A 12,944-nucleotide genomic window follows, 5' to 3' on the forward strand; every position below is an offset into this window, starting at 1 on the left:
AACTATGCAACTATCAATCATGAAAAATTGGAAAGTATTCTTTAAAATATTCTTAGGTCTGATTTTATTATTTGGAGGAGTCCTTTTCTTTATTGATCAGCGGTCTGAAGTCATGGCTGCCGGTCAATTGATACGGAATTGCTCTCACCTTTGGTTTGGCGCTGGAGTTATGCTGTCTTTGAGTTACATTATTGCCCATGGTTTCGTGTACACAGCCAGCTTTAAAACGCTGTCCTATACACTCTCTCTACCCGCAGCCATAAAGTTATTTTTGAAGCGAAACTTTGCAGGTGTATTTCTTCCCGCTGGTGGATTTACTTCAATAGCGCTGTTTAGAAACGATACCGCAAAAGAGGAAATATCCAGAGCAACAACAGATTTTGCTTCGGTCGTCTATACTTTGATCAATCTATTATCGCTTTTGTTGTTAAGCTTATTTGTCTTATTTTTTTGGGGATTTCACAATGCCAGTGCGTCTTTTCAGCTCTTTTTAGCTGGATCTTTGGCCTTTTGTGCTATGCTAATCTGGGGCATCATATCTTTTTACAGGAAAAAAAGTGTCTACCATCTAGTCGCACGATACTTCCCACGGGCGCAGTCTTTTCATCAGGATCTCGCCAGTCGAAAGTTGGCTATGAAACCGTTAATATTAAGTTTAGTTTGGGCACTGGCGGTAGAATTGATCGGGATATTTCATCTTTATGTGTCCATGCGTGCGCTAAATCTTGAACCATCTGTTGAGGCCTGTCTCGTCGTTTATACAATTGCGACATTATTTTACTGTTTTTCACCCTTTATGAAAGGAGTAGGTATTGTCGAAATTTCCATGGTTGTTTTACTGTGCCGTTTTGGTTACACGGAGCAGGAAGCAATCTCAATATCGCTGCTTTATAGACTGTTTGAATTTTGGATTCCCTTATTGATCGGCGGCGTAAGCTTTTTCGTTCAGAAAGACAATATTCTCATCCGTTTGTTACCGGCTATTTTTCTCTTTGTATGCGGGCTATTGAATATTGCTTCCGCCTTCTTACCGGATTTTCTTCCAGCAAAGGAGCCAATCATGATGATTTTTTTGGAAAGCGGATTTTTTAGTTCCACGGTCAGTTTTCTATTGATCGGGATTGTTTGTATTGTCTGCGCTATCTTCTTGCTTCGTGGCCTGCGGGCAGCGTGGTATCTTTCACTTATCCTTTGTATCGCTTTATGCGCAGTCAGTTTCATTGCCGGTGAGGTATATACCGAAGGGATGACTGCCTTTGTTGTAATCGTTATCTTATTATACTCATATAAGCACTATTTTGTGTCAAACATAACCAGATTTACATCAATAAAAAATAACGCTTCAATTGCTTTAATGCTAAGTCCGTTGATGTATGGACTCCTTGGATTTTATTTTCTTAATCGTACACATTTTGTCATGGATGCCACGGTAGTGAGTTTAATAAAGACTACTTTGCAGGCCTTTGCTCTGCTTGATTCACAAGCAGGCAATCCATATACGCTTTTAGGACACAGCTTCATATATTCACTCAATTTGCTCGGAGCATTGTGTATCTCAATGCTGTTTTATTTCGCACTAAGGCCCGTAACCAAAGCGGAAAATGCGATAGGCAGGGAGGTTGAACTGGCACAGATGCTACTTGAAAAATATGGACGGTCGCCAGTAGATTATTTTAAGACCTACGGTGACAAAAGTTTCTATTTCAATGCAGATAAAACTGGATTTATTGCTTATAAAATAACCTTAGGCTTTGCGGTAGTATTGGAGGGGCCGGTCTGCGCAAATGATCGGGATATTATGCTTGATTTAATCCAGTCTTTTGAACGGTATTGCAGAACACAAGGTCTGAAAGTTACCTATTACAGGGTAGATATCACGCAGCTCGGATTATATCAAGCATTGGGAAAGAAGCATTTCCTTATTGGTGAAGAAGCCATTGTCGATGTTACCAATTTTAACTTACAGGGAAAGAAGCGTAAGTCCTTAAGAAACGCCGTTAACACGATAGAGCGCAAAGGTTATCAAACGCAATGTTATCGCGCTCCTTTATCCGAAGCTTTGATTGCTCAGCTTCGCCTGGTGTCAGACAGTTGGCTCATCGACATGAAAAGAAGTGAGCGTGTATTTTCCCAGGGTATGTTCGAGGAGTCAAAAGTAAGAACTAGTGATGTGATCACGTTGGAAGATGAATATGGCACAATCTTGTCGTTTTTAAACATTATCCCGGATTATACGCCTAAAGAAGCTACCTATGACCTCATCCGGAAAACTGATACGGCGCCCGGCGGGAATATGGACGTGCTGTTGCTTCGCTTTATAGCATACTGCCAGGAAGAGGGCTATGAGATGTTGAATATGGGACTCGCTCCGCTTTCAGGTTTTGAGAGTAAAAAAGGCCTAATAGGAACAGCGATACATTTTCTCTATAACAAACATAAATATTTTAAAAATACACGTGGATTGAGGGAGTTTAAAGAGAAATATGATCCTTTGTGGATACAAAAGTATATTGTATATAGTCATGATATCGATCTTTTAACAGCCCCGTTAGTCATCAATAAAGTGATGCGTGTAAAGAAGTAAATGATGGATAATCTAGTTAATAACAATTTTGAGAAGGTAAAATTCTCGTCCTTCTATGTACCATTATTTTTTTCGGTTGTCTTAGCGGTATTCCTTTCTATCAATCATGCCTGGACGGTCGACAATTATATCGCTGTTCAAAAAGAGACTTTTTTTAGGATTAATTTGGTATTGTCGCAGTATCCGAAATGGATGGAGAATCTAACACAGCTTGGAGATGCGCTTATTATACTTTCTTTTCTTTCGTCTTTACTGATCTTTACCCCAAGAATCTTTGGGCCGCTGCTATTGAGTTCACTGATCTCAGGTCTACTTTGCTGCTCCTTAAAATGGCTTTTTAATGTTCCCAGGCCCGCGGCTGCGTTGGATACGAAACATTTTGTGGTCATCGGAAAGAAGCTAGTTGGTAGTAATAGTCTTCCTTCGGGCCATGCTATTACAGTATTGACAACATTGACAATTATTTTAATCGCATTTATGCCGCAAAAAAAGATAAAAAAATTGGTTTGGATATTGAGTTTCGTTACAATTTCCGCGATCATCTGCTTGACTCGGGTAGGTGTAGGCGCTCATTATACATTAGATGTTATAATCGGATCCATTATTGGTTACATAGCGGGTGTAGGAGGTATCATTATCAATCAAAAATGCAATTTATGGCGATGGATATCGAAAAAACAGTATATTGCTTTATTGATCGTCGTGTTTTTGGTTTGCTGTGGTATCCTATTTCAAAAAATAGTGGAGCAGCAGCTGCCCGTTTTTTATGGCTCATTTATATGCTTATGCATTTCTCTTTATATCACGATTTGTAGATTTAAAGACCCGCAAAGAAACAGAATTGGGTAAATTTAGAGCGATAATCAACACAATTAGAACAATTTTTATGGCATTATACCGTACAGAAAGATTAATTGTTCGCCGGTTCATTGAACGAGATGCGGCAGCATTCTTGGATTATATGAGCGATCCGCGCGTGAATTGTTTTTTGGAAGAAAAATGCTCCAATATCCACGAGGCCTTAGCCGATGTCAGTAAGAAAAGCAAAGATAGATCCCAATTCGCAGTTTGCAGGAAAGAAGATGATATGTTGATCGGACAACTGTTTGCGATGGAAGAGGGGGATACTTACAATGTTGGCTGGCATTTTAATACCAAGATTGAAGGCAGGGGCTACGCTGCAGAGGCGGCAAAGGGCTTATTTGATTATCTCTTTGGCAAAAAGAACGCAAGAAGAATATACTGTTACGTCGAGGACTACAATGTACGCTCACAGCAATTGTGTAAACGCCTGGGCATGCGTGAGGAAGGATTATTTCTTGAGTATATATCTTTTACCAATAATGATGACGGATCACCACGATATGAGAATACCTTGCAGTTTGCACTATTGAAAAAGGAATGGATCTAACCTTTCATCCGCTCGATTACATTTTTTTTATAGAACTTTCCAATTGGAAGAACCGTTCCATTTTTTAAAGAGAGTTCGCCACCGGCAATTTTGGAAATTTCCTTCAATGCAACCAGATAGGATTTATGGATCCTGACAAAAAGGTCGGGATCCAGTTTGTTTTCAACTTCCTGTGTTGTGATCTGGCTCATATACATTTTCTCAGCTGTGAAAAATTTGACATAATTGCCATAGCTCTGCGTATAGAATATCGTACTAAGATCCAGTTTTACGATTTCGTTGTCGACTTTTAAAACAAGATGATCCGATTTTGTTACAGGCTGATAGGCATTGGGATTATTCTGCTCTAAATTTCTCTTAGGGGTTCCCATACGGTTAATTACTTTATCAATTGCCGAAATAAAGGTTTTAAAATCAAATGGCTTGACCAGGTAATCCACCACATCATACTTATAGGATTCCAGCGCATATTCTTTATAGGCGGTGGTAAGGATAACAAAAGGTTTATTGGACATTGCTTCCAACATTTCCATCCCTGTTAAGCCCGGCATATTGATATCAAGGAACATAACGTCTACCTGATGATGATACGCATATTCCATCGCCTCTACAGCAGTGTAGAATGATCCGTTGAGCTGAAGTTGTTTCAGCTGGCTGATAAAATGTTCCAGTACGCGGTGCGCACCTTCTTCATCATCAATAATAATGCAATTTAGCAAGTTCATAGTAGTTTTTTTTGAATTGGAATTAAAAGCGTTGTCTCATAACGTGTTTCAAACTTTTTTTCATCAAGTTTGAAATCACCATTATATATAAACGATAATCGTTGTTTTAGATTTTTTAGGCCTACTTGCGTAGATGGGTTTTTAAGCTTATTATCTGCAAGCGAATTCGCAATGGTCATCAATAACATATCGGATTTTAATTCAATGTGGATATGAACAAACCATTCCGATAGGTTTTGGCTGTGTTTAAAACTATTTTCAACCAATATGATAAGAAGTAGCGGCGAAATCTGCCAAACATTCATCTCCACTGTGGGATGACAGCATATAAACTTTATATCACATCTTTTACCGATCCTTTCCCTTTCCAGGTCAATATAATTCCGGATAAAATTGATCTCATCGGCTAGCGAAACTTTCGGTAGGTTTCCATTTTCTATCTGATAGCGCATCAGCTCAGATAGTTTAACAATAAGTCCGGGAGTACGATCCGGTTCTGTTAAGCTTACTCCATATAGGTTATTAAGCATATTGAAGAAGAAATGGGGATTTAGCTGCGCATGTAGAAATTTTAGATTCATTTCATTGAGCAAGATCTGGTCCATACTTCTGCGCTGCACTTCCAAAGCGTAACTCTGCATCAGCGAAAGAGCCATAATGGTTGCTGTACTGATGATACAGATTGCAAAGTGGTAAAGGAAATCGAGTAGCAGCTCATTGGGTTCAAAAAAGTCAGGCTGTATCCAATAGACATTCGACACAAAAAGTACGGATGCGCCTACCATTATAGTCGCTAAGGAATAAAAAATATAGCTTAAATATTTCTTGAGCAGATAGAACCTAAAAATAAAAAAACGATGGATCTGAGCCTGCACATATAGAATTACAAAAAAGACAAAACCCTTTAAGAAATTTTCCAACGAATTTATAAACAACCATTCATGAAGCATTGTGAGGATATACATGGCACAAAAGATCATAATCTCCTGTGTCCATCTTTTTCGTATGCCAATTTTTGTTGTGTTCATAATATAAGTTTGCGTTCTGATCAAAGATGTCTAATCTTTAAAGGATTCCTGTACAACTTCCGTTGTTCAAAAGTCGGAAAATAAAGGTAATTCGGAAAATTAAAATGACCAACGTTATTTGACATTTAATAAAGTCTGTTTGTCCGTTTTATTTTTAAGGCCGAAATATATCAACTTGTTTTGCAAGACTAAATTTTTGCAAATGAAAGAATTAATGAAGAACGTAGGCAGGCAAATACTAGTGTTTATCCTAGTACTAAGTACAACATGGGGAATGGCCCAGAAGGCGGAAAATGAAATTGAGGTCAAAGGAACCGTTGTTAGTGCATCCGAAAATACAGTATTAGCCGGAAGCACCGTTGTAATCAAAGATGCCGGCGGTAGAATAATAAGTTCGACAAACACGCGCAAGGATGGAACATTTAACTTAAAGGCGCAGCCCTCCACCGCTATTATTGTTTCAGTCAACTATATTGGTTTTAATACCTACGAGTCCGATGCCATAACGCTGAGCCAAGAAGATCTAGATTTAGGACGTATATATCTGGACATTAAAAGCACAATGCTCGAAGGGGTTACCGTAGTCGCAAGCCGGAAAAAGCCTTTGGTTCAAAGCACCAAAGACAAGCTCATCTACAACGCCGCATCGGATATCAGTAACAAATCAGGAAATGCAGCGGATGTATTACGGAAAGCGCCGATGCTGACTGTAGGTGCCAATGGCGAGCTAAAGCTGCGCGGGAACGCTAATATTAAAGTGTTGATCAACGGCATACCGTCCCGTATTATGGCGAAGAACCTCAAGGAGGCGTTAAAAATGATTCCGGCAAGTTCCATTGTTTCCGTAGAAGTGATGACCAATCCCTCTTCCAAATATGAGGCAGAAGGCGCGGCCGGTGTGGTCAATATCATCACAAAAAAGAAACTAAAAGGAACTAGTGGAACATTGGATATCACGGGTGGAAATTTGGAGCAAACAGGAAATCTTTCCCTCAATATGTCCACAGGAAAATTTAACTTTTCAGCGATGGGTAACTACAGCCGGGAAAGAGAAAAAATGACATCTTCACTTGATAGAACCAATCTGAATAACGGAATTCAAACTGGATCGCTGTTTCAAGAATCTGATATGATTCAAACCACAAAGGGCGGTTCTGCTTCCCTGTCAGGACAATATAAAATCGATTCCCTTCAGACACTTGAAGCGAGTTATTCATATTGGAACGGCTCTTGGCCCCAAAAGGGTGGATTATTTAATCGATATACCAATGCTGATCGGTATCAAGTGTATCGGCAAAAAACGGAGCAAAGTGGTAAATTCAATTTCTCGGAATGGGTATTGAACTATCAGAAAAAATTTAATCGTGAAGGGCAGGAATTACAGCTTATAGGGCTGGCTTCAACGGCATCTGACGTGTCAAATTATTTAACTCAGCAGTATAAGCCGGATGGTCAACTCGCGTTTGCAGAACGCGGACCCAATACAGGTAAGGAAAAGGAGTGGAGTCTTCAGGCGGATTATTCACATCCTTTTGGAAAAGAAGGCAAAACTTCGCTAGAAACAGGGGCTAAATATTTGGGAAATAATTCCAAAAGCGTGTATGAAGTCCTTAGCAGTGCAGTGCCTGTAGATCCTAGCCGTTCCGGAAGCATGCAATACAGGCAGCAGGTATTTTCAGCTTATGCTACCCTTAATTTTGATTTAGGAAACGAGTGGACTGTACGTCCGGGAATTCGCTTTGAGCAAACAAACATCAATGCCACATTTCAGAATAATGCACCCTATAGGCGGAAATTTTCAAACTGGGTCCCTAATTTACTTGTTGTAAAGAAATTGAGTGAACGCCATGAAGTAAAGTTAGATTATAATGAACGAATTCGCCGTCCGTGGATCATGGATCTGAATCCGTATGCCAATGCAGCGGACCCGTTGAATATCACGCAAGGTAACCCCTATCTTAAACCAGAGCTTACCAAAAAACTCGAACTTTCACATACCTATACCGGAAGTAAGAACACCTTATTGACAAGCAGTATCTATTATAGCTCAAATAAGAATGCGGTGGAGCAGATTGCTAGAGTGAATGAAAAAGGAGTCTCTTTTACCATGCCGGATAATATCGGTGAAAGTACACGAATGGGAGTGAACGTCAATTCGGTATTCAATCCTGTAAAAATCTGGACGGTCAATGCCGGCATAGAGGTCTTTCATTTAAAATTCCGAAGTAACTCTTTGGGACTGAAAAATGATGGAACATTTTTTAACTCAAGCATCAGTAATACAGTTCATCTGATGAAAGGCCTACAATTAAGTGCTTCAGGAGATTATGGCAATGGTTTTATCACATTACAGGGCAGAAATACAGCAAACTACTCTTACCGTTTTGCAATGAAGAAGGATTTTATGAATAGTAAAGCTAGTCTTACGTTGGCCGTCATCAATCCATTCCAGAACAATTTTAAGGAGACGGTTTATGCTTTTGCCCCTACATTCCAAAGTACCCAGATCAACAGATTTTACAACAGGGCTGCTACGTTGACATTTAGCTGGCAGTTTGGCGGATTACGTGCTTCAAAGGAAAAAGACAATCATTTTACTGACCAAGCGGATGATAAATCGCCAAGAAGGAGAAGAAAATAATTAAAAAAAGTGATGAAATTCTTTACGCACAAACAAAGAAACGAAAGAACTCTAAACACGAACCATTTTTCACTATATCGTGTTTATGGATTCTTTAAACCTTACAAATGGCAATTGCTCGGCTCTTTAATGCTGATTTTTATCGGAGCAGGAGCAAGCATGGCGATGCCATTTCTACTGCGGAACATTATTGATGATGCTCTTCCACATGGTGACATACAGTTGTTAATTACGTTAGTTTTTGCGATGATTTTTGTAACGCTAATTTCTGCCGTAATCAACATGATTCAGACGATACTTTCAACAAAAATTGGCCAATCTGTATTGCATGACCTGCGGATAAAGCTGTATTCTCATTTGCATACACTTTCATTGCGATTTTTTACGAATACGCGTGGCGGCGAAATTCAGTCCCGTATTACACAGGATATTGGATCGCTACAGGAACTTGTTTCCAACACTGCCCAGGAAGCCGCAAAGAACTTAAGTATTGCGATTATGACTGTTATTGCAATGTTTCTCTTAGATTGGAAACTTTCACTGTTTTCACTAACTGTTGTCCCGATAACATTGGCACTGAGTAATTGGGTGGGGGCATTAAGAGAAAAAGTTGCTGAAAAGCAACGACAGAAGCTGGCCGATTTATCTTCAGAAATCAATGAATCCCTATCGGTACCGGGAATGATCCTATCGCGTACAATGGGGAAATCGACATTTCTAATTAGCAAATTTTCCCAGACATCGAAAGATGTGGCAGATTTGGAAGTTCGTTCGCGTACATCCAATGAATGGCAGTGGCAGATTATTTATTTGTTGCTGACCATTCTTCCAGCGCTGACGTTATTACTTGGAGGGCTAAGGATGCAAAGTGAAAACCAAGTTTCAATAGGGACGATCATGGCTATCATCGCATTGCAGGAGCAACTTACGTTCCCTTTACAAGAGTTGCTACGGACAAGTATTGAGGTCCGAAAAGCACGCGTCTTGTTTTCACGTATATTCGAGTATCTGGACGTGCCTGCTCAGATTAAGAACATAGCTTTAGCAGTTGTTTTGGACAAAAAGACAGCAAAAGGGGAAGTGAAACTCGAAAATGTTAGTTTTTCATACGAGGATGGTGTTCAGATCCTTTCCGAGGTGACAATTGATATATCAGGGGGAAGTCATGTCGCCATAGTTGGAGCTACAGGTTCAGGAAAGACGACTATTGGATATCTTATTGCGGGACTTTATGAAGTGAATAAAGGTGCGATATATATCGATGGAGTTGATATCAGGAAATTAAGTCCTGATTCACTTACCGATATTTTGGGCGTTGTTTCACAGGATCCCTATCTAGTTAATGGAACGATAAAAGAGAATCTTTTGTTTGCTTATCCCAGTGCAACTGACCAAGAGTTGATTACTGCAGCGAAAATTACAAAGTTGCATGACTTTATTGTTAATCTTCCGATGCAGTACGATACGCCTATTGGCGAACATGGATATCGTTTTTCTGGTGGTGAGAAACAGCGACTATCCTTAACAAGGACGTTATTGAGAAAACCTGCTATTATTATTATGGATGAAGCGACAAGTGCATTAGATACAATTACCGAACGTCAGCTATCAAGTGCCTTAATTGACTCTATGCAGCATACTACGATAATAACAATTGCCCATCGACTATCAACGGTCCGCCATGCAGACCAAATTGTGGTAATGCACAGGGGTAAGATAGTTGAGAGCGGTTCCCACGAGGAGTTAGCCGCAAAAAATGGTTACTATACAGAACTATTAAAATCAGATCGATTGGAGAAATTGTAATCTATTTCGCGATATCTTTAGCAAGTCGACGCACCCAGCGGTTCCAATATAAATTTTTCCCTTCTTAATTTCTTCAGTCATTACTCCATATTCTATATGACTATAATAAAGAAAAAGATATCGATTTAGTTACCTATCCAAACCGATATCCTTTTCATTGACTTTTTGGGAAGTTATACGCTAGCACAAAAAATAAACTTCACAACATACTATTACCATTTATGTATTACAATTTGACTGCTAAATTAGCGGAAAAACGCCTAGGCATCATCTGGTTCACGTAATTACCCCAGTATAGCTTATTTGTGAGGTTATCCACTTTAAAGCTTATCCGAACTCTCTTTGTTTCATAACCAGCCACAGCATTCATGACCACATATTCCGGAATATAAAATTCACCAAACTGACGCGATTGACTGATGTAGGCTTTGCTATTATAATTACCACCTGCACCAATAGAAAATCCCTGTAAGGCCTTAGCCTGAAATGCATAGTTCACCCATAAATTGGCCGTTTGCGCCGGTCCCGTCCACTGACGTAATCCATCGATATCTGCGTTTGTATTTATGGAGTAAGCTTTATTGTAAGAATATCCAGCGATAACATTGAAACCTTTGACCATGTTAACTATTAATTCTGTTTCAAGTCCTCTACTGATTTGGCCGCCGTCCTGTATGGTGAAACCATTACGGGAAGGATCAGGTCGGAGGATATCGTTCACTTTAATATCATAATAACTTATTGTCGAGTTTAATTTGCCATCAAGCACATTAAGTTTAAGACCGGTTTCCCATTGATTAGCATTACTTGGTTTAAAAACCGTTCGTGCGCCATCGGGCTGTATAGCAGGGCCATTGTTTGCGAATCCGTTCATGTAGTTTCCAAATAAAGATATCTTATCTGGTATAAGCTGATACACGAGTCCAAATTTCGGCGAAAGGTTTGTTTGGCTATACTTTCCGGTAACAGTATCAGCCGCCAGATCGTGTGATCCCCCAGATGCAAAGTGGTCAATGCGAAGGCTGGCCATGGCTAAAAAATTATGAGAAATATTAAAAACATCAGAAAAGTAGGCGCTATAAGTACTTTGTTCACTGATTGTACGTATGGGACTTAGTGTGGCTAAAATAGCATCTACAGTAGCTTTCGAAATATGAGTATAAGCTGGATCTTTTCCTTTTAGTGCAATACGGTCGAACGGGTAGGCAATAATGAAGTTTTCATTCGATCGGGCGTTATAATAATCCAGCCCCACTACTAAACGGTTGCGATGGCCAGCAAGTTCAAAGTCACCCGTGAAATTTTGTTGAATTTCAATACTATTATAATTTGAGTTACTATATCGGATATTTCTATTCACACTGTCCTGCATAATTTCATTCCATACGCGGTAGCCGACACTGGAGTGTTTTGTCTGCGAGATCAGCGTTTGTGATTTCCATTTATCTGACAATTGATAAGCGGCTTCAGCGTAAATGCTAACGGATGGTTTAGACTCCGTTAAGTCGTTCCCATGATAATATCTCTTCCAATTGATACCCAAGCTCTCTGTACTTGTTTTTGTAAATGACATTTCGGGAAATAGACGATGGAAATCATTTGCTTTCTGTTGATAAATCTCCGCATCGATCGAAATTGTTAAACGATCATTTACCTTATACAAGAGAGATGGTGCAATAAAAAGACGTTTGGTAAAGCCTGCATCCATGTAGTTGCCTTCATCGTGGTAAGCAATATTTGTGCGCATCAGAAGTCCGGCATCTTTTGCCAGGGGGCTGTTAATATCGGCCGTAATTCTATTCAGGTCAAATCCGCCCAATGTATATGAAATCTCACCCTTAGCTATGTCAAAAGGTTTCTTTGTTACCCGGTTGATCAATCCGCCAAAGGAGGTCAAACTATTTCCAAATAAGGTGGCGGACGGGCCTTTCAATACTTCGATGTGTTCAATATTAGCGACTTCCAAACTATTATCTTTTCTATCCTGAATACCGTTCCTGATAAAACTGTTGTTCTCAAAACCGCGCATATAAAAAGAGTTGCTTCCATTGACCAAACCCTGGCTCACACCAGTTACATTTTTTAGCACATCATTATAGGTAACGATGACCTGTTCTTGCAAAATTTCCTTGGGCACAACATTGTATACCTGAGGGTTCTCTAAATTTTTCAAAGGCAACTTCGCTACCTGTTCGGATTCTTTCTTTCCAAACCTGCGGTATCCCGATATTTCGATGCCGTCCAGTACCCTTTCTTTTAAACTTAATACAAAGTCTAATACCATTTCCTGGCCGTTAAGTAATGTGATTTGTTTTGACTCCATATCTGTGCCCAAATATTTTGCAGAGACTATATAGGTTCCAGCTTGTAGCTTAGTAAAGCTGTAATTTCCATTATTGTCCGTTTGGACAGATTTTTTGATTTCGGAAAGCGACACCGTTACAAATGGCATTTGTTCCCCAGTTTGCGATTTTATTGTACCACGCAATGCTGCTGTTTGGCAGACAGCTTTGTGTGACGAAAAAATCATAAGTAGAATAAAAAAGATCCCTATGGGATTATTAAAGTTAAAATTGATTTTTGGTTGCATGTCAATGAAATAGATAATTATGACTAAAAGGTTGTGTTTAATATTTATTTAGAACAAATATAAATAATATACCTATACTCCAAAATACTATTTGAATTTTGTGAATTCAACAATGGATGCATACGATTAGGAATGCTGCAAATATGCTTTGAGTGTAGT

The 12,944-nt window shown here is 39.4% G+C and carries 8 protein-coding genes; 5 read left to right on the plus strand and 3 right to left on the minus strand.

Annotation, left to right across the window (positions count from 1 at the left end):
- Positions 1 to 19: 19 nt before the first annotated feature.
- From B2W36_RS08525 to B2W36_RS08535, 3 genes are read left to right on the plus strand one after another with little or no spacing between them, the layout of a single operon-like run.
- Positions 20 to 2,584: a phosphatidylglycerol lysyltransferase domain-containing protein gene (locus B2W36_RS08525; protein WP_293887438.1), complete on the plus strand. Its 2,565-nt coding sequence runs from the start codon at positions 20 to 22 to the stop codon at positions 2,582 to 2,584.
- Positions 2,585 to 3,433, plus strand: a complete 849-nt coding sequence (locus B2W36_RS08530; protein ID WP_293887439.1) for a phosphatase PAP2 family protein — start codon at positions 2,585 to 2,587, stop codon at positions 3,431 to 3,433. It abuts the gene before it with no gap.
- A 37-nt stretch (positions 3,434 to 3,470) separates the two neighbouring features.
- Positions 3,471 to 3,995, plus strand: coding sequence for a GNAT family N-acetyltransferase (locus B2W36_RS08535; protein ID WP_293887440.1), 525 nt, complete (start codon positions 3,471 to 3,473; stop codon positions 3,993 to 3,995).
- Here B2W36_RS08535 and B2W36_RS08540 read toward each other — a convergent pair.
- Together B2W36_RS08540 and B2W36_RS08545 are read right to left on the minus strand one after the other, a co-directional pair.
- Positions 3,992 to 4,720, minus strand: coding sequence for a LytR/AlgR family response regulator transcription factor (locus B2W36_RS08540; protein WP_293887441.1), 729 nt, complete (start codon positions 4,718 to 4,720; stop codon positions 3,992 to 3,994). The genes B2W36_RS08535 and B2W36_RS08540 overlap by 4 nt on opposite strands.
- Positions 4,717 to 5,748 carry a sensor histidine kinase gene (locus B2W36_RS08545; RefSeq protein WP_293887442.1) on the minus strand — a complete coding sequence of 344 codons (1,032 nt, stop codon included), beginning with the start codon at positions 5,746 to 5,748 and terminating at the stop codon, positions 4,717 to 4,719. The genes B2W36_RS08540 and B2W36_RS08545 overlap by 4 nt, the downstream gene beginning before the upstream one ends.
- Before the next feature lie 202 nt (positions 5,749 to 5,950).
- Here B2W36_RS08545 and B2W36_RS08550 point away from each other — a divergent pair, with 202 nt between their 5' ends.
- Both B2W36_RS08550 and B2W36_RS08555 read left to right on the plus strand, forming a co-directional pair.
- Positions 5,951 to 8,389: a TonB-dependent receptor domain-containing protein gene (locus B2W36_RS08550; protein ID WP_293887443.1), complete on the plus strand. Its 2,439-nt coding sequence runs from the start codon at positions 5,951 to 5,953 to the stop codon at positions 8,387 to 8,389.
- 12 nt (positions 8,390 to 8,401) lie between these two features.
- Positions 8,402 to 10,195, plus strand: a complete 1,794-nt coding sequence (locus B2W36_RS08555) for an ABC transporter ATP-binding protein (protein ID WP_293887445.1) — start codon at positions 8,402 to 8,404, stop codon at positions 10,193 to 10,195.
- Positions 10,196 to 10,421: 226 nt separating this feature from the next.
- On the opposite strand, the gene B2W36_RS08560 is transcribed toward B2W36_RS08555, so the two are convergent.
- Positions 10,422 to 12,785, minus strand: coding sequence for a TonB-dependent receptor (locus B2W36_RS08560; RefSeq protein WP_293887447.1), 2,364 nt, complete (start codon positions 12,783 to 12,785; stop codon positions 10,422 to 10,424).
- Positions 12,786 to 12,944: the final 159 nt, after the last annotated feature.

Source organism: Sphingobacterium sp. UBA3549 (assembly GCF_002376635.1).
GTDB lineage: Bacteria > Bacteroidota > Bacteroidia > Sphingobacteriales > Sphingobacteriaceae > Sphingobacterium.

Excerpts from the sequence above, each read along its gene's own strand:
- B2W36_RS08525 (WP_293887438.1), top strand. The coding sequence starts at position 20 with ATGAAAAATTGGAAAGTATTCTTTAAAATATTCTTAGGTCTGATTTTA.
- B2W36_RS08530 (WP_293887439.1), top strand. The coding sequence starts at position 2,585 with ATGATGGATAATCTAGTTAATAACAATTTTGAGAAGGTAAAATTCTCG.
- B2W36_RS08535 (WP_293887440.1), top strand. The coding sequence starts at position 3,471 with ATGGCATTATACCGTACAGAAAGATTAATTGTTCGCCGGTTCATTGAA.
- B2W36_RS08540 (WP_293887441.1), bottom strand. The coding sequence starts at position 4,720 with ATGAACTTGCTAAATTGCATTATTATTGATGATGAAGAAGGTGCGCAC.
- B2W36_RS08545 (WP_293887442.1), bottom strand. The coding sequence starts at position 5,748 with ATGAACACAACAAAAATTGGCATACGAAAAAGATGGACACAGGAGATT.
- B2W36_RS08550 (WP_293887443.1), top strand. The coding sequence starts at position 5,951 with ATGAAAGAATTAATGAAGAACGTAGGCAGGCAAATACTAGTGTTTATC.
- B2W36_RS08555 (WP_293887445.1), top strand. The coding sequence starts at position 8,402 with ATGAAATTCTTTACGCACAAACAAAGAAACGAAAGAACTCTAAACACG.
- B2W36_RS08560 (WP_293887447.1), bottom strand. The coding sequence starts at position 12,785 with ATGCAACCAAAAATCAATTTTAACTTTAATAATCCCATAGGGATCTTT.